Origin of the sequence: Paenibacillus borealis, assembly GCF_000758665.1 — a bacterium.
GTDB lineage: Bacteria > Bacillota > Bacilli > Paenibacillales > Paenibacillaceae > Paenibacillus_AQ > Paenibacillus_AQ borealis.
The window spans coordinates 4,801,171-4,827,622 of record NZ_CP009285.1 but is presented as its reverse complement, the minus strand read 5'-3'; the positions used below and the strand labels follow the sequence as shown (position 1 = coordinate 4,827,622).

Sequence of the window (26,452 nt, the reverse complement as noted above, 5' to 3'; positions counted from 1 at the left end):
AGAGAGAATACATACTACGTAGGTTAGGTGAGGATTACTGTGTTCAAAATTGCTGTTTATCTAAAGCCTTACAGGAAAGAAGTGATCATCGGGCCGATCTTCAAGCTGCTGGAGGCGATTCTGGAGCTGCTGCTGCCGACGATTGTGGCCCTGATTATCAACAACGGAATTGGCAGGCAGGACAGCGCATATGTCTACCGCATGGGCTCCCTGATGGTGCTGATGGCCATCCTCGGCTTCGGCTGCTCTATGATCTGCCAATATTACGCAGCACGCGCATCACAGGGCTTCGGCACATCGCTGCGCAACAAAATGTTCAAGCATATCTCATCGCTGTCATACGCAGAGCTTGATATTATCGGCACACCATCGCTGATCAACCGGATCACGAATGATGTCAATCAGCTGCAGCTGGCCGTAGCCATGCTGATCCGGCTGGTCATACGGGCACCGTTCATCTGCATTGGGGCGATTATCATGTCGATGATCCTGGATTTCCGGCTGTCGCTGATTCTGATTGCGGCTACTCCGGTATTCGGCGTCATTCTCTATTTCATCATTACGCGCAGCTCGCCGCTCTACCGCAAATATCAGGCGAAGCTGGACCGTCTGGCACTGGTGCTCAGCGAGAATCTGTCCGGTATCCGCGTCATCCGCGCCTTCGCAGAGAGCCGCCGGGAGAAGCAGCGCTTCAATGAAGCTTCCGAGGATTTGACGCAGACCGCAATCCGGGTCGGACGTATATCCGCCTGGCTCGGACCGATGACCACGCTGGTGGTTAATGCAGCGATTATCGCCATTCTGTGGGCAGGCGGCATTCATATCGATGCCGGACGGCTGTCACAGGGGGAGATTATCGCATTCATCAACTATGTGACCCAGATCCTGCTTGCGCTGATTGTGGTATCGAATCTTGTAATTCTGTTTACCAAAGCCTCATCTTCTGCCAACCGGGTCAACGAGGTGCTGGCGATGACGGCATCCGTTGCCGAAGTTGCGGCAGATGCCCCGGCCGCCCGGCGGGATGATTCAGCGCCGGTGATCTCCTTCCGCAATGTTTCGTTTGGCTATAATACAACCGGTGAGCTTGCTCTGGAGAATATCACGGTTGACATTCACCGGGGAGAGAGGGTCGGACTGATCGGCAGTACCGGCTCCGGCAAATCGACCTTCGTGAACCTGATTCCGCGGTTCTATGATGCGGTGGAGGGTGAAATTCTGGTAGAAGGTGTGAATGTGCGGGAATACCGGCTGGAGCAGCTGCGGAGCAGAATCGGTATCGTGCCGCAGAAGGCCATGCTGTTCACGGGTACGATTGCCGACAACATCCGCTGGGGCAAGGCCTCAGCAACCAGGGAAGAGCTTATGTCTGCAGCGGCTGTGGCCCAGGCGGAAGAGTTCATCACCAAGCTGCCGGAGGGGCTGGATACGCTTGTCGCGCGCGGAGGACATAATCTGTCCGGAGGACAGAAGCAGCGGCTGACGATCGCCCGCGCGGTTGTAGGGCGTCCGCCGATTCTCATTCTGGATGATTCCTCCAGTGCGCTTGATTTCGCCACGGATGCGGCTTTGCGCCGGGCGCTGAACGAGAACAGCGGGGATATGACGGTTCTGCTTGTATCCCAGCGCGTGAGTACTGTAAGACAGGCAGATCAGATTATCGTATTCGATGAAGGGCGGATTGCCGGTATCGGCAGTCATGAGGAATTGCTGGAGAGCTGCGGGGTCTACCAGGAAATCTGCATGTCCCAGCTCTCAAGCGAGGAGGCCGTACAATGAACAGTACAACGACCTGGAAACGGCTGTTTAGATATACAAGCCAATACCGGAGGATAACCATTGGTGCAGTCATCTGCGCCATTCTGAGTGTGATTGCCAGCCTGATCGGACCGCTCTTGATCGGCCGCGCAGTTGACCATATGATTGGACCGGATCATGTAGAATTCCCGGCTATTTTCCGCCTGCTGCTGATCCTGGGAGCCGTATATCTGGTTGGCAGCTTCTTCGGCTGGCTGCTCACTTACTATACGAACAAGCTGGCATACCGGACAGTCTACGATCTCCGCCGTGAGCTGTTTGACAAGCTGGATGCGCTGCCGCTGAAATTCCACGACAATCATCCGCAAGGCGACAGCATCAGCCGGTTCGTGAACGATATGGACGCTGTCTCTGACGGGCTGCTGCAGGGCTTCTCCGCGCTGCTGACCGGAATTGTTACCATTGCCGGGGCTATCGGGCTAATGCTCTATATCAGCCCCGTGATGACGCTGGTGGTGCTGCTGTCAGCACCGGCGACCTTCTTCGTCGCCCGTTTCATTACGATGCGTTCCCAGCAGATGTTCCGTGAGCAAGCCAAAATCCTCGGCGGGCTGAACGGCTATGTGGAAGAGATCGTCGGCGGACAAAAGGTTGTGCAGGCCTATCACTACGAGGACCGTTCTTTTGCAGCGTTCGCGGAGCGGAATAATGAGCTGTACAAGACAGGGATCAAATCACAGTTCTACGGCTCTCTGTCTAATCCGACTACACGTCTGGTGAACAACATCACCTTCTCGGTGATCGCGATGATCGGCAGTGCGCTTGTGATTGGCGGACACTTCTCCGTCGGGGATCTGTCCAGCTTCCTGATCTACTCGAATCTGTTCGCGAAGCCGTTCAATGAGATAACCGGGGTCATTACCCAGCTGCAGTCAGCGACGGCATCGGCGCAGCGCATTTTCACCATTCTGGATCTGCCGCAGGAAACTCCGGATGCTCCGGGTGCTACTGTGATGAAGGGAAGCCAGGGCACCATTACCCTCGACAAGGTGAGTTTCGCCTATACCCCGGAACGGCCGCTGATCAGAAACTTCAGTCTGGAAGTGAAGCCGGGCACACGCGTGGCAATTGTCGGCCAGACCGGAGCGGGCAAGACCACGCTGGTCAACCTGCTGATGCGCTTCTATGAGGTCAACAGCGGCACCATCCGGATAGACGGTAACGACATTACTTCGATTACCAGAGATAGTCTGCGGCGTAACTTCGGTATGGTGCTGCAGGATACCTGGCTGTACGGAGGTTCGATCCGCGATAATATCGCTTACGGCAAGCCGGAAGCAACGGAAGCAGAGGTTATTGCTGCTGCCAAAGCCGCGAATGCACACAGCTTCATCAAGCGGCTGCCCGAGGGCTATAATACGAAAATCAGCGGCTCGGGAGATAATCTCTCCCAAGGCCAGAAGCAGCTGCTTACTATCGCCCGTGTCATGCTCGTTGATCCGCCGATGCTGATTCTGGATGAGGCCACGAGCAGCATTGATACGCTGACGGAGGTGCGGATCCAGAAGGCTTTTCTGGCGATGATCTCCGGACGGACCAGCTTCGTCATTGCCCACCGGTTATCTACCATTCGTGAATCAGATCTCATTCTGTTCATGAAAGACGGAGATATTGTGGAGAGCGGTACGCATGAGGAGCTGCTGGGGAGCGGGGGCTATTACGCCCGATTGTATAATAGCCAGTTTGCGGCGGTTTAGATAGGGGAAGTGCAGAAAGACAGCTGCGGTCAGGACTTCTTAGGAGAAGGCTTGCTTGCGGCTGTCTTTTTTCGGCGGAGTGGTGGAGATCCGGCGAACCGGTGACTTTTTGATAATCCAGCACATAATACAACATTCTCCTCATTAGTTCGGCCCAAATCGGAAATTATTGTATAAAAAGCATGATTTCCCGACCACCAAGCGGCTGAGCGGAATAATTCTTGTATTTCGTACAACAATCCGCTTGAACACCCGGATATTAAGGGATTAAAGTTGCAATTCGTACAACAATAGTGCCCATGCCCATGCAAAAGTGAGTAAGTAGCTCAGTTCGCTGTGCCACAGCTAACGAGGGTTTTCGATGAATTAAATTGCAGTGAACAATAGACGATCATGATGGAGGTCATTCCAATGGCAATAATCGGTTTAATCAGGCATGGGCTCACAGAGTGGAATATCGCAGGAAGGGCTCAGGGACTTGCGGATATCCCGCTTAACGGGGAGGGCAGGGAACAGGCGGGCAGGCTTGCCGGAAGGCTTAGTAAGGAGCGGTGGGACATCATGATATCCAGCCACTTGTACCGGGCCAGGGAGACCGCAGAGATTATTGCTGCTGCTGCAGGGATAGGGGAGCGCCTGATTGACGAACGGATATGTGAAATGGATTGCGGACAGCTGGAAGGGTTGAATGAGGCAGAATGGTTAGGGAGATGGGCGCCGGACTGGCGCAGCCTGGAACTCGGGATGGAGAAGGCAGAGGATGTATCACGCAGAGGCGCTCTTTTTCTGGAGGAGCTCTATACCCGCTATCCGGATAAAAAAGTACTCGTTGTCAGCCACGGTGCCTTAATCGGCTTGACGCTGCAGCACCTGCTGCCGCAAGTGTTCACCACTACTTACATAGATAATACTTCGCTGACCCTGCTCACCAAAACCAATAATAAATGGAATTGCCTGCTGTACAACTGTGTGGAGCATTTGGCTTAAACATTTGCGGGCTGAACTTGTCCATGACAATTACCCCCCAATCCCCCAAGCACACCTTTGAGTCAGTTGAACTGGTTATTCTTCATACCTGGGGGGCTGCACGGCTTATGCAGTTGGTGTAACGGATGGAGCAAGTATATGCTGCTTACTCTATACTCCCGTGCAGCCGGTTCCTCATCACCCCTGGAGTCACCCCATGCGCCTTGCGGAAGACGCGGATAAAATAATTGGTGTCCATCCCAAGGTTGAGGGCGATATCCTGCACAGGACGCTCAGGGTCCTCGGTTATCATCTGCAGCGCGCGCTGCAGCCGCAGGTTCTGCAGATATTTATGCGGGGTTACGCCATATTCCTGGAGGAACAGACGCTGGAAATGCTGGACAGAGTAACCGACAGCAGCGGCCAGGTTCGTAATCAGCAGCGGCTCCGTGAAATGCTCATTGATGAGGCTGACGGCTTTATTCAGGGCTTCATTACGTACATTCTCGCTCTCCAGCCGGGTCGCCGCACCGGCGGTAGATTCGCTCCTGCGCAGCATTAACAGCAGTCTGTAGAGGGTCACGGACAGATCCTGCATCGACTGTTCCTCCTGGCGGCCAGTGCTGCTTCCATTCACCGTATGCCAGATTCCGCCGATCATATTCCAGCATTCCTCAAACCGTTCAGGATGGAACAGCGCAGACGGCAGCAGGCCGAGTCCTTCCAGCACAGATGCAGACTGGCGTCCATGGAAGCCGATGAAACCTACATGCCACGGCTCATGTGACAACGGATAGTATTCGTGCCCGCGGTCGGGTGGGAATGCATAGGCCATTCCAGGCTTCAGCACCGTTTCAGTGCCGTTCTCAAGGTCGCGGAACCGTCCGCTGCCGCTGCGGATCAGGAAAATCTGATGCACCGGGAATCCGGCCGGACGCACGTGGTGATACTGGATATGGCGGCCGACCGAATAAGGGTACAAGGGGAACGCATTCAGGTCACGCGGCATTTCGATCAGGGAGAAGGGGAGCATGTAAACACCTCATATTCATTTTGTGCTATGGAAACGCTATTATTATACTACCATTGACAGCTAATTATCCTTTATTATAAATAGTATAAACGGTTACAAGCTAAAGGGACAGGGCTGATGATGAAGTTATATCAGTGAAAAGTCCCATTCTAACATCGAACCCTATACGAGAGGATGAATGTAATAATATGAGCAGCAAAGTTCCTGCAATCAGCAGCAAGGCTCCTGTAATGCTGCATGGTGCCGACTATAATCCCGAGCAATGGCTGAAATACCCTGAGGTACTGAAAGAAGATATCCGGATGATGAAGCTGGCAGGCTGCAATGTCATGTCTGTCGGAATTTTCTCCTGGGTTTCGCTGGAGCGTGAAGAAGGCGTGTTTACGTTCGAGTGGCTGGATCAGCTGCTGGATACCTTTAAGGAAAATGGAGTTTATGCCTTCCTGGCTACGCCAAGCGGAGCACGTCCTGCCTGGATGTCGGAGAAATATCCGGAAGTATTGCGGGTTGAACGGAACCGGGTGCGTAATCTGCACGGGGTCCGCCATAATCACTGCTTCACTTCTCCTGTCTACCGTGAAAAAACCGCGCTGATGAACTCCAAGCTGGCTGAGCGTTATGCTCATCACCCGGCAGTCATCGGCTGGCATATCTCCAACGAATTCGGCGGCGAGTGCCACTGTGAATATTGCCAGAATGCCTTCAGAGAGTGGCTTAAGGTTAAATATAAGGGGGATCTGGACGAGCTGAACCATGCCTGGTGGGCGACCTTCTGGAGCCATACGTACACCTCATGGGAACAGATCGAATCCCCTGCTCCGCACGGTGAGACTCAGGTTCACGGCCTCAACCTGGACTGGCGGCGTTTCGTAAGTGACCAGACGATCAATTTCTGCCAGCATGAGATTGACTCCGTGCGCAGCTTCAATCCTGAGCTGCCGGTGACGACTAACATGCATATGATTGACGGTGTTGACTACCGTAAGATGGCCAAAATCCTGGATGTGGTATCCTGGGATGCTTATCCGGACTGGGGTTATACCGAGGACGATGATGATGCCCGGCTGGCTGCCTGGACAGCGATGCACCACGATATGTACCGCAGCTTCAAGAAGAAGCCGTTCCTGCTCATGGAAAGCACACCTTCGCTCACCAACTGGCAGACGGTCAGCAAGCTGAAGCGTCCGGGCATGCATAAGCTTTCTTCGCTGCAGGCAGTAGCGCATGGTTCGGATTCCGTGCAATACTTCCAGTGGCGTAAAAGCCGCGGCTCCAGCGAGAAGTTCCACGGGGCAGTTATCGACCACAGCGGACATGCTGAGACCCGTGTATTCAGAGATGTGGCCGAGGTTGGCCGCACACTGGCAGGGTTAACGGATGTAGTGGGTACAACCACTCCTGCCGAAACAGCGATCCTGTTCGACTGGGACAACCGCTGGGCAGTCAAGGATGCCCAGGGCATCCGCAATTCCGGCCTGAAATACGAAGAAACCGTGCTCCAGCATTACCGTGGACTGTGGGAGCTGGGAATCCCTGTAGATGTGGTCGGCTCAGGTGATGATCTGTCCGGCTACAAGCTGGTCATTGCTCCAATGCTGTATCTGATCAGCGAAGAGAACGGCAAGCGGATCGAGAAGTACGTGGAGCAGGGCGGCACATTCCTGGCCACGTATTGGTCAGGTGTAGTCGGCGAGACGGATCTGTGCCACCTGGGCGGCTTCCCTGGACCGCTGCGCAGAACCCTCGGTATCTGGGCAGAAGAGACGGAAGGACTGCACAGCCGCGATCTGAACGGCCTTGTGATGGATCCTGGCAACACCCTGAAGCTGACCGGAGATTACGATGCGCATGAAATTGCCGAACTGATTCATCTGGAAGGTGCCGAAGCGCTCGGCCATTACCGCAGCGACTTCTATGCCGGACGTCCGGCGCTGACCGTGAACAAGCTGGGAGCGGGCAAAGCCTATCATCTGGCCACGCGTGTGAAGGACCCGCAGTTCTATGTCGATCTGTACGCCGCGATTACCGGCAAGGAGCGGATCAGCCGCACCCTGAACAGCGAGCTTCCGACAGGAGTAACGGCTCAGCTGCGTAGTGACGGCGAGCATGATTATGTGTTTGTACAGAATTTCAGCGGCAACGAGCAAGTGGTAACGCTGGATGGTCAGGAGTATACGGATCTCGAATCCGGTACAGCTGCACCTGCTGAGCTGAAGCTGCCAGTCAACGGACTGGTAATGCTGAAACGGCCGACTGCTAAGGCATAAAGCAGGCTGAATAAAGTTAATAAAAGGCAGGACCCGCTGAAACGGGTTCTGCCTTTTTTGGCGATAATATGTAGAATGAACTTGCGTTTCATAGGGGCTGAACTGGTGACCCCGCAGGAATCTGTTGTATTTCGTACAGTCAAATATGGGATAATCCTATGCATTTCGCGTTCTATTGTAATTCGTACATTAGATTTTTGGATTTCACCCTCTATGAGGAGTATTCAGTAAAATCAATTGCAGCAAATACAATAGAATGCTATTTCTGGCTCTTTTAACCAGATTTTGTTGTACATAATGCAATTACCCGCTTACTTAGTTAAAAGTATTATTCATTATGCCTGCGCGGCAGATAGAATTCAGCTATATAGAGCTTCGATTCCCTCAATCACCCGCAAATAGTAAGCAGTCTCATGGGGTACGAGCTGTGCGTGGTCGACTTGTTCATCAATCTCTGCCCGTTCACCGCCCGCGGTTACCCGGAAGCCTTGCACATGGAGAGTGCTGCCGGCTCCAGCGATGAAGCTGCGGAACTCAGTGAAGCGGGCCAGGACGATCCCGGCAACCTCCTCCTGCTGCAGTATGAAGTCACTTAAGGCATAGTTGTTCTCGTAAACAAACACATTCGCCCGCTCCCGGTCCATAAACCCTGCCGTATCCATCTGGTAGGGGATGATCCCCAGCGGCTTCAACTCCGCAAAAGCAAGCTTAAGGCCCAGCTCCTCCTGTACCTCACGGACACCATCTTCCACAGTCTCGTCTGCCAGCAGATGGCCGGCGGCAGTAATGTCAAGCAGACCGGCATAATCTCTCTTGTGCCGGCTGCGCAGCTGGAGGTAGATCATCAGCCCGCTGTCATCCTTCCGGACAAACCAGCAGTGGAAGGTTTCGTGCCAGAGGCCCAGGCGGTGAACCTCATCGCGGGGAGCGGTTCCGGTTATATTGCCTTGCTCATCAAAAGTAGTTAGTATTTCTTCGCTCATACAGAAGCTCCTTCATCAATTGCGCCAGAGCAGGATGCATAATGCAGCGGGTCTTGACGATTATATTTTTTACAGCTTACCATAGAAACAGAAATACAGAAATATCCAGTGGAGTTGGCGTAGAGGGAATGTAACTGCATTCGTTTATTTAGCTATTGTACAGATACTCTCCATTTCTTAATAGCAGAGGAGCCGAAATAATGGTACCGGTAACGATGGAACGTGAGATTTTTAATATGCTAAGTGACGAACGGCTCGGCTATGCCTGTATGGAGCCAACGTTCGTGAAGATCCGAGCGAAATCTACGGCAGTGAAGAATGAGGCCATCTCACAGCTGGGCAGGGGACAGAGGGCTCTATGTATGTTCCGGATTCTGTATGACCATAGTTCTAGGTCGGCAGAAGAATACTACGGCTGGATTTGTTATCTGCTGGATCAGCCGGGGTACTGGAACAGCGTGCTGGAGGGACTGCAGTTTTTTGGAGATACTCCGCTGATTCGCCTGCTTGAGGAGTCGAAGGAGCTGTTCGAGGCGAGGAACCTGCGCGTTGGGACGGACTGGAGCGACGCGGCGATTACAGATTTGGAAGCGGACCCGGAGCTGCACGAAGCAGTAATCACCCTGTATACACAATACCAGGAGCTTACAGCACACAGCCTGCAGATCATCGCCGGTTACATCCGGGCACATCCTGAGGAGTTCATCGTGTTCAAGGACGGGCCGGTTTGAGTATACAAAGACCCCCGGATGCCGAAGCATCCGGGGTTTGTGATGTCTGGAGGAAGCTCTGAACAGCAGCCGCCAGACACCATCGGAATTGAAATCTATATGCGCTCAGTGTCTGTATACGGCGCTAATTATCTCTATATCTGGAGCAGGCCGAATCATAAATTTATGTTCCAATTCCAGCTTCAGTGCTGGAATTATCTGGCCAACCAGCCGCCGTCAACATTAAGGATATGTCCGTTCAGGTAGTCGGAAGCAGCGGATGCCAGGAACACAGCAGGACCCTTAACATCTTCAGCAGTTCCCCAGCGGCCGGCAGGAATGCGGTCAAGGATTGAATCGGAGCGGCTCTGATCCGCACGGATTGGAGCTGTGTTCTCAGTAGCCATATATCCAGGAGCGATGGCGTTAATGTTCAGGCCGGAACCAGCCCATTCATTAGCGAAAGCTTTAGTCAGACCTGCTACGGCATGCTTACTTGCAGTGTAGCCTGGTACGTTAATGCCGCCCTGGTAGGAGAGCATGGAGCAGATGTTGATGATTTTGCCGTTGCCTCTTTCGAGGAAGTGGCGGCCGGCGATCTGGGACAGCAGGAATACAGTGTTCTGGTTGAGGTTGATTACATCGAACCAGTCTTTTTCGCTGTGATCCTTGGCCGGAGTGCGGCGGATCATCCCTGCGCAGTTCACGAGTATATCTACTTTACCGGTGAAGGCAACAGCTTCGTCGAACATACCCTGAAGTTTAGTGTGATCGCTTAGGTCCGTAGCGATGCTGAGTGCTTTTACGCCAAAAGCTTCAGCAGCTGCTACAGTTTCGTCACTTGCATTAAGGGAAGCGGAAATTACATCTGCGCCGGCTTCTGCGAAGGCAAGGGCGATCCCTTGTCCAAGACCCTGGGCGGCTCCCGTTACAATTGCTGTTTTACCTGCCAAACTGAATAATGATGACATATTATAATTCTCTCCTTTGAGTTGCATGATTGAGTATCGCTTATAGGGCTTAAATTGATATTTAAACTACCCGCACTCGATGTTGACGCCGGCCTTGCGGAACAGTTCCACAGTCTCAGGCGCAAGCCCGCTGTCTGTCAGCAGCACATCGACTTCCTGCAGTGAAGCAAAGGTGCGCAGAGCGGTGTGCCCGAATTTGTGATGATCGCAGGCAGCGAATACCTGGCGGGCCGTGGATACTAGAGCTTGTTTGAAATCGATTAGATCTCCGGTATAGATGGACAGGCCATGCTCGATATGAACGGCTGTCGCCGAGAGAAAGGCTTTTTGAATATTAAGCTTCTGTACATAGGAGACCGCTTCAGGGCCGGCCAGCATATTGCGGACACGGTAACCTCCGGGAACGACCAGACGTATGTTGTCTTTGGGAACCAGTTCGCTAATGATGTACACATCATTGGTTATGACCGTCAGGGGCATATTCTCCAGCCGCCGGGCAATCTCAAGCGTGGTGCTCCCGCCGTCGAGTGCGATGATGTCATCCTTGTCGATATGTGCCAGTGCACGCAGCGCAATCTCCGATTTCTCTTCGGAATATTTATCCAGCGGGTCTTTGGAGGGCAGAATGCCGAATTGATCGCTCTGTGCCAGCACAGCTCCGCCGTGTACACGCATGATCAGTCCTTGTTCCTCCAGCTTGCTTAAGTCCTCGCGGATTGTTTTTCCCGTCACCTGGAGCTTGTCGCTCAGTTCGTTCACTGTTACATCCTTCTGGTTCAGCATAACTTCCATAATCATCTCGTGCCGCCGTATCGGGTTCATCCGCCTGCCTCATCTTTCCGTAGTTGATTTGCTTCTATTGTAATTCTTTCATGCCTACGGGGTCCATATCATCGTAACGTTTATTATCTCCGGCCATGCTCCAGATGAAAGTATAGTTATGAGTTCCTACACCACTGTGAATGGACCAGCTTGGAGAAATGACAGCCTGTTCATTGTGCATTACAATGTGGCGGGTTTCTGTAGGTTCGCCCATCAGGTGGAAGACGATGGAATCATCCGGCAGATCGAAGTAGAAATAAGCTTCCATCCGGCGCGGGTGAGTGTGGGATGGCATGGTGTTCCACATGCTGCCCGGTTTAAGTTGAGTCATTCCCATAACAAGCTGTGCGCTCTGCACGCCGTTTGTATGAATGAAACGGTGAATTGTACGTTCGTTGGAATTCTCAAGTCCGCCCATGGCACCGGATTCGGATTCAGCCAGCGTGGTCTTGGTAGTAGGGTAGGACTGGTGGGCCGGAGCGGAATTCAGATAGAATTTCGCCGGTTTGGCGCTGTCCGCGCTTTTGAAAATAACATCTTTGGAGCCTTGGCCTACATACAGGCATTCCTTGAAGTCAACTTCATATTCAGTTCCGTCTACAACAACCGAACCTTTGCCGCCGACATTGATAATACCCAGCTCACGGCGTTCCAGGAAGTAAGTCACTCCAAGCTCCTTAAGGTCCGTTGTAAGTACAACATCCTCATTGACCGGATTAGCCCCGCCTACGATCATGCGGTCTTCGTGGGTCAGGACAAGCTTCAGTTCATCCGGAGCAAAAATAACCGGGATGTGGAACTCCTTGCGCAGGCGCTCAGTGTCAAACTGCTTAACTTCATTCGGATGCGATGCAAAACGTCTTTCCATTGAATATTCAATCTCCTTAGAAAAATGTATTTTCGTTCGTATAGGTACAATTTAATCCATTTACGTTCATTTGGCAAGTGATAATCTTTTTTAGTGCGTTTATTTTAGTTTATTTGTTAGTTTTAGAGATTGCCATCTGAACTGAAAGCGTGCACAATAGAGCTGGAAAGCATTGAGTTTCCAGGGTGGAGTATACCTAATAGAAGAGGGATAGTTGTTCTATGTATACACACGCGGGCATGACTCCCGGATTAGGGGCTCGTGATACAGAAAATATATGTTGGAGGGTGAGGGAAATGGCAGACAGGCTTCAGGATCAGACTTCTTATAAAGTACGCCAGCAGGAAATTATCTATTCAATCGCACTGGAGGCGGAGCGCCGTCCGCTGCTCGGAAGCGGCCTCTGGTTCCATGATGATGTGCGGAATAACTTCTATTATGCTTCCTATTTATTTGCCGCTGCGGTAGACGATACGCTGGAGCTGCCTTTCGATAGGGAGGAAGCGAAACGGAAGGCTGAAGCCGTAATGCTGGAAACCGTCCTGCTGCAGAACCGCCAGCCCGGCACGGAACTCTATGGCCACTGGCCGCTTGGTCTGAATCCACATCCCAGAGAAGCTGCACCGCATGAATTGCCGGTAGAGATCATGGGCAGCCTGATGGTCTGGTTCTGCAAGCAATATTCCAGCCAGTTCAGCGCCGGACTGCGCATTGCCTTCCATACGGCCATCGGCCATATCTACCGCAGCGGCTTCTTCCGTAAGCCGGTAACAACATTCGGCCACCATGAAGCGAAATATACGGCGGCCAAGCTGATCTTCGGCAAGTTCTTTGAGGATGACGAGCTGCAGGAAGACGGACGGCACAGCCTGGAAATCACGCTGGCGCATATCCGCGAGAGAGGAATGCCGGAGTACGGCAGCCTCCCGTGGTTCTGGCATTGGATGCAGGCGTTCACCTGCGCCTGGGAGCTGGAGACAGACAGCGGCATTAAGCGTACCCTTGGCGAGATGCTGGATTATCTCTGGAATGAGCGGAGCCAGTGGTACCTGCAGGGTGCATGGGTAGGTGCCCATTCCCGGGGCTGGCCGCATGATGTGCCGGCTGACGGCAATGTGCTGCACGACTATGTGCAGTTCGGGGACTTCAAGCTGCCGGCGGAGATGCCGCGTACCGAATATGCCGGCTTCCTGTTCTATGAAGCGCCGGAGCAGGTGCGTTCGGCTGTCCTGAACCGCGGAGCAGCGGCAGAGGTGTTCAAGCAAACCGAGAAGGTGGTTGCCGGAGATCCGGAACGCCAGCCTCCGCTGCATTCATACGCGTATATCACCACGGATTACGCGGCAGGCGGCATGTGGGAGCGGGTTGAAGAGTTCGACAACGAGCAGCTGCGCTGGGCGTATTCGCTCCCGGTGGGTGCAGCCGAAGGCGTGAACCGGCTATACTTCTTCCATCCGGGGCAGGGTTACCATGCAGGCGATCCGCGGCACCAAAGTCCTTATATGGAAGTGCTGTATCATCAGAATACTATCATATCCTTGTTCCCGGTTCCCGAGGGAGAGGCCACAGCGATAACAGGTGTGCTTCCTAAAGGGGAATGGATCAAGCAGCCTTCAGCGCTGTTCGGTTATGCGGGTAGTGTTTATTTCGCAGTCTACTTATCGCATGGTTATGAGCTGCTGGAGCGCCCGGATTATCTTGAGGTGATCTCTGGAGGGATGCCGGGCGGAGTCGTTGTTGAAGCGCTAAGCGTCAGCCAGGCTGCGGAGCTGGGCATAAGCGGGCTTGATGAATTTGCTGCAGCCGCCGCGCAGCGGGCACCCGAGTTTGGAGCGGGAGGAATTCTGTCTGCGGAGTACACTACCTGGCTCAGCAATGAGCATCTGCAGCTCAGCATCAACGCAGGCGGCATACAGGCGCAGGCTGCATCTCAAGCGCAGGTTAACGGCAGACCGGTATCCTTTGATCATTACTCCGTGTAAGCCTGTTCCCATTTCAAATCCATGCAAAGAGCCCGGGACTTCATCCATACCTGCCGGGTTCTTTGCGTTATCTGCAGACTGCGGCGCCTATCAGCATTTGCAGGACATGATACGGGAAAAAGGGTAATATCTTAGTAGATCATAGGAAACAATAAGATCACTATTTTGGCAGCAAAGCATCTACTACGGAGACTTGGGGGGAGCAGTATGACACAGATGGAGTACCGGCTGGAGAAGGATTTCTTAGGCAGCAAACAGGTGGAGAAACACGCCTACTACGGAATACAGACGCTGCGTGCGGTCGAGAATTTCCCGATTACCGGGTACCGCGTGCATCAGGAACTGATTAAAGCTATGGGCATTGTCAAAAAATCGGCAGCGCTGGCCAATATGGAGATCGGCAGACTCTATAAAGGACTGGGAGACGTTATAGTTGCGGCAGCGGACGAGGTAATCACCGGAAAGTGGCATGACCAGTTCATCGTTGACCCGATTCAAGGCGGGGCCGGTACCTCGCTGAACATGAACGCGAATGAAGTGATCGCGAACCGTGCTCTGGAGCTGCTGGGCCGGGACAAAGGCGATTATATGCAGCTTAGTCCCAACACGCATGTGAATATGGCGCAGTCCACGAACGATGCTTTTCCGACGGCGATTCATATTGCCACGCTCTCTCTGCTGGAGCAGCTGCTGGTGACGATGCGGAGCATGCATGGCGTGTTTGTGCTGAAGGCGGCAGAATTTGATCCGGTTATCAAAATGGGGCGGACCCACCTGCAGGATGCGGTGCCGATCCGTCTGGGCCAGGAATTCGAGGCATACAGCCGGGTGCTGGAACGCGATATTCAGCGGATTGAGCATACGCGGCATCATCTCTATCAGGTGAATATGGGAGCGACTGCAGTCGGCACCGGACTGAACGCAGAACCGCGCTATATCAAGCGGGTAGTGGAGCTTCTCGCCGAGATCAGCGGACTGCCGCTGGTGAGCGCGGAACATCTGGTGGACGCTACGCAGAATACCGATGCCTACACCGAAGTCTCGGCAGCGCTGAAGGTCTGCATGATGAACATGTCCAAAATCGCCAATGATTTGCGCCTGATGGCTTCCGGGCCACGCTCCGGCTTGGGCGAAATTACACTTCCGGCCCGCCAGCCCGGCTCTTCCATCATGCCCGGCAAGGTGAACCCGGTGATGGCCGAGGTGATCAATCAGGTCGCTTTTCAGGTCATCGGCAATGATCATACGATCTGTCTTGCTTCCCAGGCGGGCCAATTGGAGCTGAACGTCATGGAGCCGGTGCTGGTGTTCAATCTGATCCAGTCGATCAGCATTATGAACAATTCCTTCAAGGTGTTTACGGACTACTGCCTGGCAGGCATCGTGGCCAATAAAGAGAAGCTGCAGCGGGAAGTGGAGCAGAGTGTCGGCATCATTACCGCCGTGAATCCGCATCTGGGTTATGAGGTGGTGTCGCGTATTGCCAGAGAAGCGATTCTGACCGGCGAATCTGTGCGCGCTTTATGCCTGAAATACAACGTACTCAGCGAGGAAGAGCTGAATCTGATCTTGGATCCGTATGAAATGACCCATCCCGGGATAGCGGGTGCGTCGCTTTTGCATAAAGAATAAAGGCATGGCTAGGGGCTTACCGTAAAATTGGCTGCAAAGGCCGGTATTATTTTGTAAACCCGGGGTAAAGGTCGTGTTATAATATACGGGAGCATTTACACCCGGAAGTATCATAAATTTGTAATGGCTTACTGGAGGCATAGAGTGGCGAAGGCAAAAGTGGCAAAACGTCCTACCCGCGACGAATTCGTGCTGGAAGAGCTGGGCAATCAGCTGGTCGAGGCGAAACAGGAGGATTCCGAGATTCTGCTGACGGTCTGGGGGAAGGAAGAACAGGTTCGCGGAGTGATTGTGGAGATGGATTCGCGTACCGGCAAGGTACACCTACGATATAACGAAGAAATTATCAAGGTTCCGTTCATGGATATTATGCAGGTGAATTATCCGCGGGATTAGCCGCTGAAGGCAATTTTTGAGGGTGAGAGAACAAAGCTCCGGCGCGCCGGAGAGTGGTTGGAGGTAGCAGGGACATGCAAGTGAACAAAACCAATGCCATGCGTATGCTTGATGCAAAAAAGGCCGGATACGCCATTCATACGTATGATAATGAGGATGGCCAGATTCACGGGAGCGCAGTTGCTGAGAAGATCGGCCTCCCGGCGGAGGTTGTTTTTAAGACACTGGTCTCGCACAGCGGGCCGCAGCCCTATGTATTTGTCATTCCGGTGGCCGAAGAGCTGGATCTCAAGAAAGCGGCCAGAGCCGCCGGGGCGAAGAAGATCGAGATGCTCCCGCTGAAGGAGCTGCTGAAGTGGACAGGTTATGTGCGCGGCGGATGTTCGCCCGTTGGCATGAAGAAGCTGTATCCCACGTTTATTCACAGCAGTGCAGAGGAGTTGCAGACGATTGCCGTCAGTGCAGGCCGGATCGGCATGCAGATGGAGCTTGAGCCTAAGCTGCTGGCAGATGTGGTGTCTGCTGTATTTACAGATCTGATCAAAGAATAGCAGCAGAGCAAGAAGCCGGAATTCCTGGAGGTCTAGGGAATCCGGCTTCTTTGGCGGTTTTTGGCTAACTCCATTCTGCGTAATGCCCGGCTATAAACCGGATCTCGTGCTCATAGTGCGCCAAATGTCCTTCCTCAACCATTTTTATAAAAGCAGCATTGCCGCTCGCGGCACCATTCTTCAGCGTTCCGCACAGGACGGTCAAACGCTCAATAATCCATGTATGCAGATCGTTAGGGACGGGAATTCCATATGCCTCAAAAAATAACTGTATCCGCTGGCGCCGGTCTGCCGCATGTACATTGGATTGGTACGCTACGGTGGACCCGGATGAGTAGTCAGGTGCGAAGCTGGCCAGCGGAACTGATGTATAGATGGAGTAGGCAATGTCCCACATCCGCGGCCCGGGTCCGGCCATGTCGAAATCAATGAATGCCACTGGTACAGCATTCTGAAAAACCACATTGTACAGGGCGGCGTCATTATGACAGATCACTTCATGTGCTTTGGTACTGGCATAGCTGAGTTGCCAGCTTCCCTCTGAATCTGACTTATAGCCTTCAGTTGCGTCATGATAGCTGCGCAAAAGGCGCGCCAGACTGGCGAGTGTCCCGTCAGACCACATATAGGCTTTGAGTTCAGGGTAATCATTGCCAGGAACTTCTCCCGGAATATAGCTCAGTATTTCACGTCCGGATGGATCCATTCCGAGAAAACGTGGCGCTCCCCCGAAGCCCTGCTTCTCTAAATGCTGCAGCAGTCCATGGACATTAGGACTCCAATCCCCTGCAGGACGGCGGACGGTGTCCGCCTTACGGACAATGTGATTCACATTTCCGCCGGTTAATATTTCTTCGTGCTGAGTCACCAGGCTATTCCTCGCTTTCACTAGGGATGTGCGTATTATAGTGCAGGATCCTTAATGCCCAGCAGCCCATCCACAAAGTAAGGATCATCGGGGTGAACGGATGCGTTCGTTCAGGAGTATGCGGACTTAGAGGCCTTTATTTGCCGGAAAAGAGGCCATTCCGGCAGTTTGCGGACTGAGATTCCGCTAAGTGATGCGGAATGGCTCTTTTCAGAGCAAATGGCCGCCAATAACGGAATCTCAGTCCGCGAGCGTTCCAAAAAGAGAGAATATAGCGAAATAACGGAATCTCAGTCCGCGAGCGTTCGGTTTGCTCCGTTCAGGGCGAAGCTCATTCCGCGAGAGACCGGATTTGTTCCGTTAAGGCTGAACAGCGGTCAGCAAGGTAATCAATGTTATTCTTATACGAGCGGATTGCAGACCACAAGCGTTCAGAGTTACTCGGTTTTGCCCTTCATGCCCGATTTGCAGTTTGAACAGTTAAGGCAACAGCTTCGCTGCCACAAGCCCCAGATACTCCTTCAGCGCCAGCCCGGTGGTTGAGACAGCCCCGGCAGAGGGAGTGAATTTGCTTACGTAGAGTGACATGGGGCGGCTGGCCTGGTAATCCACCGGGAAAGGCTGCGGCGTTAGTCCGGCGTGCTCAAACTGCACCATGCTGCGCGCAATATGGAAGGCGGAAGTGACCAGCACCGGACGGCTGAAACCGTGCTCCTGCATAAGTGCAGCGGTGTTGACCGCATTCTGCTCGGTGTTGAGCGAGCGGTTCTCCGGCAGGATGTCTTCTGCCGGGATACCGAGTCCGATCAGCTGCCGCCGGGCGATATCCGCTTCATTGCCGCTATCCGCAAACACCTGGCCGCCGGAGAAAATAACCGGCAGTCCGGTCTGCCGGTACAGCCGGGCGGCAGCCAGCAGCCGGTTCGCCGCCGGACCGGACATATTGCCCTGCCCGTCCAGATCCGGAGTGCCGGAGGTAGCGCCGCCGCCCAGGATGACAATAACATCGCCTTCTGCAGCAGAAGGCTGCTTGTACTGCCGTTCCAGACTGCCGATCAGCAAGTCACTGACCACAGGGGTCATTGACAGATAGAGCAGCAGACTCACTGCGAGCAGCACAACCGCCGGCCGGCGGCTGCTTTTCCACAGCCAGACCACCATCCCCAGCAGCAGGATCACAAAGATTCCCGGCGGCAGAACAAAGCTGTATGCGAATTTAATGAGGTAGATCAAGCAGGTCACCAACTTTTTCAAGGATTATATAAGAGTCTTAAGTTCACCTGCCCTGCATAGCAGATCAATTCTGGTTGTATTGTACCATGAGTCCGGCCGGTGTTCCCAGCTTCGCCCATGTTCAGGTGCGGTACAGATGCTTAAAAAACTGCTCTTTCTTCTTAAAAAGCTTCACCCGGCTGCCGGGGATGTCATGATACAGTATAATTGGATGAATCTCATCGCTCATGGCAATAAAGTAATCATATATATCTCAACCATGCGGAGGTGCAGCAATGAACAGACCGATACGGGTGCTGCTCGCGGATGACGAACCGGTCATTCTGCGCGGGCTGAAGAAGCTCATTTCCTGGGAGAGCCTCGGGCTTAATATAGTAGGAGAAGCATGTGACGGGATAGAGCTGAAAGCGATGATCGACAGCTGCCTTCCGGATCTGATTATCAGCGACATCAGCATGCCGGGTTATTCCGGCATCGATATTATCCGTGAGATTCATCAGGCGCAGCGGCCGATTAAGGTGGTCTTTATCAGCGCTTATCAGGAATTCGCTTATGCACAGCAGGCAGTGCAATACGGGGCACTGGATTACCTGGTCAAACCGGTGAATACGGGCCAGCTGGAGCAGGTGGTGATCCGTGCAGCTACGGCGATCCGCCAGGAATCGGAGGAGGAGCGCAACAAGGAAATGCTCAAATCCTATGAGCGGAAGAACCTGTCTGTTACGGTTGAGGAGCAGCTGGAGCAGCTGACCGACGGCAATAAGGCCGCTGCTGCTACACTTGCCCGGATGGGCAACACGGCGATTACCCGCTATGCCAGCGTATGCGTTATTGAGACGGATGAATACAGCGGCCAGCCTTCGCGCTGGGAGGAACGGGAACGCAAGCTGGTGGAATTCGCCTTGTTGAACATCATCAAGGAGACGGTGGACGGCAGAGGCAACGGGTATGTGTTCCGCAAAGGTGAACGCTTCGGAGTGCTGCTGCAGCATGAGCATCTGAATGAGCCGCAGCAATTAATGGAGGATCTGCATCACAAAATCAACAGCTTCCTGAAGCTGCAGGTGTCTATAGGCATCGGCGAACCGGCAAGCGGTATTGAAGAGGCGGCGGATTCCTACCAGTCTGCTTTGAAAGCGCTAAAATTCAGATATTTCGCCGGACTGAACCGGGTGATTTCCTATCCTGCTGAGCCGCTGGAGGCTGCTGTGCCGTTATCCGCACTTGCCGCCATCCAGAGCAGCTTCCCGGAAGCGCTCAAATCGCTCGACAAGGAGCGGGTGAAGGCATTAACCGCTGAACTGCTGGAAACTGTACGTCTGCTCTCAGGGGATAGCCGGAACCAGGCGGTGTCCTATGTGTACAATGCCGTGATCCAGCTCGAACAGGATATGGCTGATTTCGGCGCGGATGCGGGGCTGTTGAATCAAGGAGGGAAGCCGCTATTGGAAAAGCTGGCGGATGCCCCGACCTTCTGTGCCTTGCGCCAGGAATTCGAAGCGGTTCTGTCCAAAATGACCGATCAGCTGAGCTGCCGGAGCTCCGGCAAGGAAATGCCGCAGCTAACGCAGGTGAAAACCTATGTGGAGGAGCATTATGCCGAGAATATTACACTGGAGTCCATAGCTGCAATGGTGTACATGAATCCCTATTATTTCAGCAGCTTTTTCAAGAAGCATACCGGACAGAATTTCAAGAATTATGTTACCGAAGTACGGATGAGCCATGCGCAGCGTCTGCTGCTGCAGAGTGATCTGATGGTCTATGAGATTGCTGACCGGGTCGGCTATAACAATGCACGGCATTTCAGCGATATGTTCAAGAAGCAATTCGGCAAGCTGCCGCAGGAGTACAAGCAGTCGGTTAGGAACTAAGCGGACCGGAGGGTGATCAAAGAGTGAAAAGAGGATGGCCTATGCCGATTTGGGGAAGGGGACCGAAGAGTATTTTCGTTAAATTTTCTGCATCCTTCCTGCTGGTCGGGCTAATTCCGCTGTTTGCGCTGAGTTTTTTCTCCGTACAGACCTTCTCCGGTTATGTGGAGCGGTATACGACCAGCAATCTGCAGCAAATGGTGCTCTATATGAGCTATAATCTGAATTCTGCGTTCAATCAGTATAATGAAGTGTCCAAATTGATGTATACGGGCCGTTATGAAGGGTTCATCGAGAGCTATTCGCAGAACCAGACACAGAATGTGAATGAGCTGGAGCAGATCAACACCATTCCGATAGAGTCTTTCCTGAAGACGGTACTGTTCAGTGATTCATATATCTCAAGTGTCCAGTTCATCCGCCAGTCTGACGGTAAAATGTATGTACAGGAGCGCAGCAACCGGTCGCTGAATATGGAGACGGTTCCGAATGCGGAGTGGCTGTCCGCCATGGCAGATGACCCTTCGAAGGTGGCTATTTTCCCGACCCATCAGGACAGTTATTTCTATGGTTCAGACCGCCAGGTGTTCACGATCGGGCGCAGCCTGATTGATACCTCCGGACGGGTGACCAAAGAGCCGAAGGTAGTCGGAACGCTTTTTCTTGATATCGACACCTCGTTATTCCAGCAGTTCTTCCGGGAGCTGAGTCTTGGGGAGAAGGATGAGCTGTATCTGCTCGACGGGGAGGGGCGGACCTATTTCAGCAACCAGCCTGCCGGTACGGCGGGGGTTCCAACTGCTGCTCAATCCAATGATGAGATGATTGTGCTCAGTGAGAGCATCCCTTTTTTGAATGGCCAGGTCATTGCCAAAATCCACCGCGGCAACCTGTTCGAACAGCTGCTGTCGGCGCGGGCAACGGTGTATATTGCCATTGGCATCTGTGCTTTTGTAATGATTGTCATGGGTGCCTGGTTCTCCAGACGTCTCGCGGCTCCCATCCGGGAGCTGATCAGGCAGATGGCCGTGGTGGAGTCGGGCAAGCTGGATATCCAGCTCTCCGTGAACAGCAATGATGAGATGGGCAGGCTGGCCCACGGGTTCAACCGGATGGTGGAGCGGCTGCAGGTCTATATTGATGAGGCCTATGTGGCCCAGATTAAGCAGAAACAGACCGAGCTGAACGCGCTGAAGAGCCAGATCCGGCCCCATTACCTGTATAACACCCTTGAAGTGATCCGGATGAACGCCGTGGATAAGGAAGCGGGGGAAGTGGCGGATATGATTCTGGCACTTTCCAATGAGCTGAAATACGTCATCGATTACGGGGAAGACCGCGTAAGCATTGCCAGTGAGCTCGCCCATCTGCAGAATTACTTCTATATCATTTCTGTGCGGTATGAGAACCGCTTCGAGCTGCATCTGGACATTGCCCCTGATGTTAATCTGGACTGGCCTATCCTGAAGCTGTCCCTGCAGCCGATGGTGGAGAATGCGGTTCAGCATGGCCTGCGCCTGCAGGGAAAAGGGACTGTCGGCATTACGGTCGAACGGAGAGAGCAAGTGGTGGCAATTACGATATATGACGATGGCGTGGGGATGAGCAGGGAAACGCTGTCCCGCATCAACAAGATTCTGGAAGACCCGGAGGCTCCAAGTAAGAATGTCGGTATGAAAAATGTGCATGAGCGCATCCGCTCCAGCTTCGGGGAGGCGTATGGCCTGTCTGTGAACAGCAGAGAGCATGTCGGGACGTCTATTACGCTGACGTTCCCGGTTATCACAGAATGAGGAGGTCACAGGGGATGCCGATACAGAAGGTTACAAACGTGAGACTGGCGATATTGCCGCTGGTGGCAGCCCTTATCCTGTGCGGCTGCAGAGACCAGGCCGGATCAGGCGGGATTGCCGGAAATCATGCGGCTGATCCGAATAGCAGCTCAGATACGGCGCCTGGAAGCGGGAAAGTGAGCTTTACCATTGGTTACGCCTCTGGCGATGCGGCGACCAAGCAAGCCATCGAGGTTACCATCAAGGCTTTTATGGAAGCCTATCCGGATATCCTGATTCAGGATGTCAGTGAGACTAGCTCCTCTGCCTATATGGACTGGCTGAAGGTTAAGGATGCCGTGGGTGAGTTCCCTGATCTCGTAGAGATGAGGGACACCGAGGCTTTTGCCGGTGCAGATAAGATTGTTCCGCTGCCGGATGATATAGCAGACTTGTTCGACCATCCGCCGAAGATAGACGGCAAGGTATGGAATGCCCCGCTGTTTGTCTCTGCACCGCAGGGGATTATTTACAGTAAGAAAGCTTATGCCGATGCAGGCATTAAGGCACTTCCGGCAACCTATGCTGAATTTCTGGAGATCCAGGAAAGATTGCGGGCAAGCGGAATCACTCCGCTCGTCGTCGGCGGCAAAGATATTTTTCATCTGGGGTTCTGGGTCAATAAATTTCTGATTGATGATGTATATGCCGCCGATCCGGACTGGAATGCGAAACGGAATGCCGGTAAAGTCAGGTTTGCCGATGATAATGTCGTCCGGGCGATGACAGATTTCAAGCAGCTGTTCAGGAATGATGTGGATCAAGGCTGGCTTGGCACAGGGGATAACCAGACGGCGTCCATTCTGGTATCCGGCAAGGCTGCGCAGCTGTTCTCCGGCTCCTGGATGTTCTCACAGATCAAGGCAGCGGATCCCGGCTTTGAATTCGGCTTCTATGCTGTTCCGGACCGCAAAGGGAAAGTGAATGTGGTCGGCCTGCAGTCGCCTACCGGCTGGTCGCTGTCTGCCCAGGCTGCGGGGGACCCGCGCAAAAAGCAGGCGATCGAAGACTTCATCCGGTTCTTTTTCTCACCGGAGCCCTATTCCAGGTTCCTGGACAGCATCGATTCTATTCCTTCCACCAAACAGGAGCTTAAGCGTGAGCCTGGGGAACAAATGCAGGTAGTGCTTGACCTGATGGCTGACCCTAAGGTGACCAAGTCGCTGATGATCAATAACTGGTGGGGAGACAATCTGATTCCTCCGCAGTTCCGCAACTGGTTCTACAAGCTGCTGCAGGAGATGGTTGTGAAGGATGGCGATGTACTAGAATACATGAAACGGGCCGATACTGAATACGACAGGCAGGTACAGGAATACCGGCAGTGAGAGTACACAATAGCAGGTGAAGAAAACGGGGGTCTGTGGACTTTCGTTTTTTTTGCATTCCTTATCTGTCCCGGTCTGCTTCTATTCTTCTTAAATTTACCGCATATCCCCCTTAAATTAGTTCATTCAAACCCTGGGAGCTGAATGCTATTCTTGGAACACAAGGAAACGCTTACGAGCGGTGATGCACACATCGGCCGGCAGTTTCCGGGTTGTACACCAAAGGGGAGGTTACTAAAGATATGAAGAACACCATTACGAAATTATCCGTCATGCTGCTCGCAGCAACAACTGTACTTACCGCATGCGGCGGAAATAACAATAACAATGCCAGCGGCGGCAACGCAGCGGCGACTGAAGCTCCGGCAGGAAATACAGCAGCAACTGATGCTGCCAAGAAAGACGTCAGCTTCACCATCGGTTATGCGTCAGGTGATCCGGCGACCAAGAAGGCCATTGCCGATACCGTTAAGAAGTTCATGGAAGCCAATCCTAACGTGACCATCAAAGACTTAAGTGAAACTTCATCTGCCGCTTATCTGGACTGGCTGAAGACCAAGGATGCGGTTGGCGAGTTCCCGGATCTCGTGGAAATGCGGGATACCCAGGTATTCGCGGATGCCGGCAAAATCGTAGAGCTGCCCGCTGATCTGCTGGATCTGTTCGAGTCTCCTCCACAGGTGGACGGCAAGGTATGGAACGCTCCAATGCAGGTGAACGCCCCGCAAGGGATCATTTACAGCAAAAAAGCCTACGCTGACGCAGGGATCACCGAGCTTCCCAAAACCTATGACGAGTTCATTGCCATCCAGGAAAAATTGAAAGCTACAGGTATCTCCCCGCTGGTAGTAGGCGGCAAGGATATCTTCCATATGGGCTTCTGGGTCAATAAATTCCTGATCGACGATGTCTACAGCAAAGATCCGGACTGGAACTCCAAACGTACAGCCAAGACCGTCAGTTTCGCCGATCCTGATGTGGTTCAGGGCATAACCGATTTCAAAGAGCTGTTCAAGAACTATGTGGATAAAGGCTGGCTGAGCACCGCAGATAATCAGACCGCTTCGATTCTGGTATCCGGCAAAGCCGCACAGCTGTTCTCCGGCACATGGATGTTCACCCAGATCGCTGAAGCTGACCCAAGCTTCGAGTTCGGCTTCTATGCTGTTCCGGACCGTGCAGGCAAATTAAATGTCATCGGTCTCCCGTCACCGGCCGGCTGGTCCTTATCTACTGATGCCGCCAAGGATGCCGATAAAACGGAAGCGATCAAAGACTTCATCCGCTTCTTCTTTGAACCGGAACAGTACTCGGTCTATCTGGCTTCGATCAATGCCATTCCTTCCACCAAAGAGAAAGTAACCTATGAGACCAGTGAGCAAATGCAGGTTGCACTTGATCTCATTGCCGACACGAACGTAACCAAATCATTGGCCATCAACAACTGGTGGGGAGATAACCTGATTCCTCCGCAATTCCGCAACTGGTACTATAAGCTGCTCCAGGATATGGTAGTGAACGATGCGGACGTAACGGACTATATGAAGAAGGCCGATACCGAATATGACAATCAGGTCAAAGCCAATTCAATGTAAATAAAAGCGCCGGAAGATAGCCTCTGCTCCGGCAGAGGTTATCCTTCTCTAAACAAGCGCGTCCCAGGGAGGGGAGAGGAACCATGGCTACATCCATTGTTAATACAGACAAATCATTCACAGCCGCAGAGAAGCCACACAAGAAAAAGAAAAAATGGCAGTCCTACGCGCTGTTGTTCATCCTGCCGTCATTCCTTTTATATACACTGTTTGTCATCGTCCCTACAGCAGGCAGCGTCTACTTAAGCTTCACGTCATGGGACGGGATCAGCAGCGATGTCCGGTATATCGGCTTCGCCAATTTCATCGAGATTTTCCAGAGTCCGCGGGTGCATAATGCCTTGAAGAACACAATGATTATGACGGTAACACTGGTGCTGCTTGAGAATATTGCCGCGATTGCGATGGCTTTAATGGTCGACAAGGTACGCTGGTTCCGCAATTTGTTCAGAAGCATCTTCTACTTCCCGACTCTGCTCAGCGGGATCGTCATGGGCTTTGTCTGGGCAATGATTTTGAATTACAACTTCGGCGTGTTTAATCAGATCCTGACCTCCGTCGGTTTAGGCGACTATATCGTGGACTGGCTGGGCAATCCGAAATACGCTATGCTGTCGATTATTTTGTCAACGGTCTGGAAAGGCGCGGGTTATTATATGATCATCTATCTGGCCGGACTGCAGGGCATTCCGCAGGAGCTTAATGAAGCGGCCAGCATTGACGGCGCAGGTGGCTGGCAGCAGTTCCGGCATATTACGTTCCCGCTGCTTGCGGGTTCGATGACCGTGTGCATGGTGCTCTCCATGATCAGCGCGCTGAAGATATTTGACCAGATTGCCGTAATGACTGACGGCGGCCCGGGTTTTGAGACAGAGACATTAACTTATATTATCTACAAAGTAGGCTTCGGTGAACTGAGACAAGGCTTCGGCACGGCGCTGGCCATGGTTCTGTTCCTGATTATCCTGATCATTACGGTCATTCAGGTTAAATTCCTGCAGAAACGGGAGGTGCAGCTCTAAGATG

21 protein-coding genes are annotated in these 26,452 nt (G+C 52.9%); 14 read left to right on the top strand and 7 right to left on the bottom strand.

From position 1 onward, the window contains the following. Positions 1–39: 39 nt before the first annotated feature. The 3 genes from PBOR_RS20185 (at position 40) to PBOR_RS20175 (ending at position 4,502) form a co-directional block, all read left to right on the top strand. Positions 40–1,779, top strand: coding sequence for an ABC transporter ATP-binding protein (locus PBOR_RS20185; RefSeq protein ID WP_042214739.1), 1,740 nt, complete (start codon positions 40–42; stop codon positions 1,777–1,779). Then, positions 1,776–3,515: an ABC transporter ATP-binding protein gene (locus tag PBOR_RS20180; protein ID WP_042214737.1), complete on the top strand. Its 1,740-nt coding sequence runs from the start codon at positions 1,776–1,778 to the stop codon at positions 3,513–3,515. Before PBOR_RS20185 ends, PBOR_RS20180 begins: the two co-directional genes overlap by 4 nt. A gap of 411 nt (positions 3,516–3,926) precedes the next feature. Beyond that, positions 3,927–4,502, top strand: coding sequence for a histidine phosphatase family protein (locus tag PBOR_RS20175; RefSeq protein WP_042214735.1), 576 nt, complete (start codon positions 3,927–3,929; stop codon positions 4,500–4,502). A gap of 145 nt (positions 4,503–4,647) precedes the next feature. On the opposite strand, the gene PBOR_RS20170 is transcribed toward PBOR_RS20175, so the two are convergent. After that, on the bottom strand, positions 4,648–5,514 hold the full coding sequence (locus PBOR_RS20170; RefSeq protein ID WP_081972131.1) for an AraC family transcriptional regulator: 867 nt from the start codon (positions 5,512–5,514) through the stop codon (positions 4,648–4,650). A 188-nt stretch (positions 5,515–5,702) separates the two neighbouring features. Between PBOR_RS20170 and PBOR_RS20165 the strand changes: the two genes are divergently transcribed. Beyond that, positions 5,703–7,781: a beta-galactosidase gene (locus tag PBOR_RS20165; RefSeq protein WP_042214733.1), complete on the top strand. Its 2,079-nt coding sequence runs from the start codon at positions 5,703–5,705 to the stop codon at positions 7,779–7,781. 359 nt (positions 7,782–8,140) lie between these two features. Here PBOR_RS20165 and PBOR_RS20160 read toward each other — a convergent pair whose 3' ends face one another. After that, positions 8,141–8,764 (bottom strand): NUDIX hydrolase, encoded by a 624-nt coding sequence (locus tag PBOR_RS20160; protein WP_042214731.1) that lies wholly within the window; start codon positions 8,762–8,764, stop codon positions 8,141–8,143. Positions 8,765–8,964: 200 nt separating this feature from the next. Here PBOR_RS20160 and PBOR_RS20155 point away from each other — a divergent pair, with 200 nt between their 5' ends. After that, positions 8,965–9,495, top strand: a complete 531-nt coding sequence (locus PBOR_RS20155; protein ID WP_042214729.1) for a DMP19 family protein — start codon at positions 8,965–8,967, stop codon at positions 9,493–9,495. A 194-nt stretch (positions 9,496–9,689) separates the two neighbouring features. Here the strand turns inward: PBOR_RS20155 and kduD are convergent, their stop codons facing one another. The 3 genes from kduD to kduI form a co-directional block, all read right to left on the bottom strand. Next, a complete protein-coding gene (kduD, locus tag PBOR_RS20150; protein WP_042214728.1) occupies positions 9,690–10,445 on the bottom strand; it encodes a 2-dehydro-3-deoxy-D-gluconate 5-dehydrogenase KduD in 756 nt (251 codons plus the stop codon). A 66-nt stretch (positions 10,446–10,511) separates the two neighbouring features. Beyond that, entirely contained in the window at positions 10,512–11,267 is a 756-nt protein-coding gene (locus PBOR_RS20145) for a DeoR/GlpR family DNA-binding transcription regulator (protein WP_042214727.1), read from the bottom strand. Between the two features lie 34 nt (positions 11,268–11,301). Beyond that, positions 11,302–12,135, bottom strand: coding sequence for a 5-dehydro-4-deoxy-D-glucuronate isomerase (gene kduI, locus PBOR_RS20140; protein WP_039294695.1), 834 nt, complete (start codon positions 12,133–12,135; stop codon positions 11,302–11,304). A gap of 296 nt (positions 12,136–12,431) precedes the next feature. On the opposite strand from kduI, the gene PBOR_RS20135 reads away from it, so the two are divergent. From PBOR_RS20135 to ybaK, 4 genes are all read left to right on the top strand, one after another. Continuing rightward, positions 12,432–14,117 (top strand): hypothetical protein, encoded by a 1,686-nt coding sequence (locus PBOR_RS20135; protein ID WP_042214725.1) that lies wholly within the window; start codon positions 12,432–12,434, stop codon positions 14,115–14,117. 207 nt (positions 14,118–14,324) lie between these two features. After that, entirely contained in the window at positions 14,325–15,749 is a 1,425-nt protein-coding gene (gene aspA, locus PBOR_RS20130; RefSeq protein WP_042214723.1) for an aspartate ammonia-lyase, read from the top strand. 144 nt (positions 15,750–15,893) lie between these two features. Then, a complete protein-coding gene (locus tag PBOR_RS20125; RefSeq protein WP_039294685.1) occupies positions 15,894–16,145 on the top strand; it encodes a YolD-like family protein in 252 nt (83 codons plus the stop codon). A 74-nt stretch (positions 16,146–16,219) separates the two neighbouring features. After that, positions 16,220–16,696 carry a Cys-tRNA(Pro) deacylase gene (ybaK, locus tag PBOR_RS20120; RefSeq protein ID WP_042214719.1) on the top strand — a complete coding sequence of 159 codons (477 nt, stop codon included), beginning with the start codon at positions 16,220–16,222 and terminating at the stop codon, positions 16,694–16,696. Positions 16,697–16,760: 64 nt separating this feature from the next. Here the strand turns inward: ybaK and PBOR_RS20115 are convergent, their stop codons facing one another. Both PBOR_RS20115 and PBOR_RS20110 read right to left on the bottom strand, forming a co-directional pair. Continuing rightward, entirely contained in the window at positions 16,761–17,585 is an 825-nt protein-coding gene (locus PBOR_RS20115; protein WP_245647838.1) for an aminoglycoside phosphotransferase family protein, read from the bottom strand. A 459-nt stretch (positions 17,586–18,044) separates the two neighbouring features. Continuing rightward, a complete protein-coding gene (locus PBOR_RS20110; protein WP_042214714.1) occupies positions 18,045–18,797 on the bottom strand; it encodes a YdcF family protein in 753 nt (250 codons plus the stop codon). Between the two features lie 275 nt (positions 18,798–19,072). Between PBOR_RS20110 and PBOR_RS20105 the strand changes: the two genes are divergently transcribed. The 5 genes from PBOR_RS20105 to PBOR_RS20085 all read left to right on the top strand — a co-directional run bounded on the left by PBOR_RS20105 (position 19,073) and on the right by PBOR_RS20085 (position 26,448). Then, complete coding sequence (locus tag PBOR_RS20105) at positions 19,073–20,671, top strand: response regulator (protein ID WP_042214711.1); 1,599 nt, start codon at positions 19,073–19,075, stop codon at positions 20,669–20,671. Between the two features lie 41 nt (positions 20,672–20,712). Continuing rightward, positions 20,713–22,464 carry a cache domain-containing sensor histidine kinase gene (locus tag PBOR_RS20100; RefSeq protein ID WP_042214708.1) on the top strand — a complete coding sequence of 584 codons (1,752 nt, stop codon included), beginning with the start codon at positions 20,713–20,715 and terminating at the stop codon, positions 22,462–22,464. A gap of 14 nt (positions 22,465–22,478) precedes the next feature. Then, the gene (locus PBOR_RS20095) at positions 22,479–23,831 is read left to right on the top strand and encodes an ABC transporter substrate-binding protein (protein ID WP_042214706.1); all 1,353 of its coding nucleotides are present in this window, start codon (positions 22,479–22,481) and stop codon (positions 23,829–23,831) included. Between the two features lie 242 nt (positions 23,832–24,073). Continuing rightward, complete coding sequence (locus tag PBOR_RS20090; RefSeq protein WP_042214703.1) at positions 24,074–25,426, top strand: ABC transporter substrate-binding protein; 1,353 nt, start codon at positions 24,074–24,076, stop codon at positions 25,424–25,426. 83 nt (positions 25,427–25,509) lie between these two features. After that, positions 25,510–26,448: a carbohydrate ABC transporter permease gene (locus PBOR_RS20085; protein ID WP_042214701.1), complete on the top strand. Its 939-nt coding sequence runs from the start codon at positions 25,510–25,512 to the stop codon at positions 26,446–26,448. The last annotated feature ends 4 nt before the right edge of the window (positions 26,449–26,452 follow it).

Bases quoted from the DNA above. Each gene is read 5' to 3' on its own strand.
- PBOR_RS20180 (WP_042214737.1), top strand. From the start codon at position 1,776: ATGAACAGTACAACGACCTGGAAACGGCTGTTTAGATATACAAGCCAA.
- PBOR_RS20175 (WP_042214735.1), top strand. From the start codon at position 3,927: ATGGCAATAATCGGTTTAATCAGGCATGGGCTCACAGAGTGGAATATC.
- PBOR_RS20170 (WP_081972131.1), bottom strand. From the start codon at position 5,514: ATGCTCCCCTTCTCCCTGATCGAAATGCCGCGTGACCTGAATGCGTTC.
- PBOR_RS20165 (WP_042214733.1), top strand. From the start codon at position 5,703: ATGAGCAGCAAAGTTCCTGCAATCAGCAGCAAGGCTCCTGTAATGCTG.
- PBOR_RS20160 (WP_042214731.1), bottom strand. From the start codon at position 8,764: ATGAGCGAAGAAATACTAACTACTTTTGATGAGCAAGGCAATATAACC.
- PBOR_RS20155 (WP_042214729.1), top strand. From the start codon at position 8,965: ATGGTACCGGTAACGATGGAACGTGAGATTTTTAATATGCTAAGTGAC.
- kduD (WP_042214728.1), bottom strand. From the start codon at position 10,445: ATGTCATCATTATTCAGTTTGGCAGGTAAAACAGCAATTGTAACGGGA.
- PBOR_RS20145 (WP_042214727.1), bottom strand. From the start codon at position 11,267: ATGAACCCGATACGGCGGCACGAGATGATTATGGAAGTTATGCTGAAC.
- kduI (WP_039294695.1), bottom strand. From the start codon at position 12,135: ATGGAAAGACGTTTTGCATCGCATCCGAATGAAGTTAAGCAGTTTGAC.
- PBOR_RS20135 (WP_042214725.1), top strand. From the start codon at position 12,432: ATGGCAGACAGGCTTCAGGATCAGACTTCTTATAAAGTACGCCAGCAG.
- aspA (WP_042214723.1), top strand. From the start codon at position 14,325: ATGACACAGATGGAGTACCGGCTGGAGAAGGATTTCTTAGGCAGCAAA.
- ybaK (WP_042214719.1), top strand. From the start codon at position 16,220: ATGCAAGTGAACAAAACCAATGCCATGCGTATGCTTGATGCAAAAAAG.
- PBOR_RS20105 (WP_042214711.1), top strand. From the start codon at position 19,073: ATGAACAGACCGATACGGGTGCTGCTCGCGGATGACGAACCGGTCATT.
- PBOR_RS20100 (WP_042214708.1), top strand. From the start codon at position 20,713: ATGCCGATTTGGGGAAGGGGACCGAAGAGTATTTTCGTTAAATTTTCT.
- PBOR_RS20095 (WP_042214706.1), top strand. From the start codon at position 22,479: ATGCCGATACAGAAGGTTACAAACGTGAGACTGGCGATATTGCCGCTG.
- PBOR_RS20090 (WP_042214703.1), top strand. From the start codon at position 24,074: ATGAAGAACACCATTACGAAATTATCCGTCATGCTGCTCGCAGCAACA.
- PBOR_RS20085 (WP_042214701.1), top strand. From the start codon at position 25,510: ATGGCTACATCCATTGTTAATACAGACAAATCATTCACAGCCGCAGAG.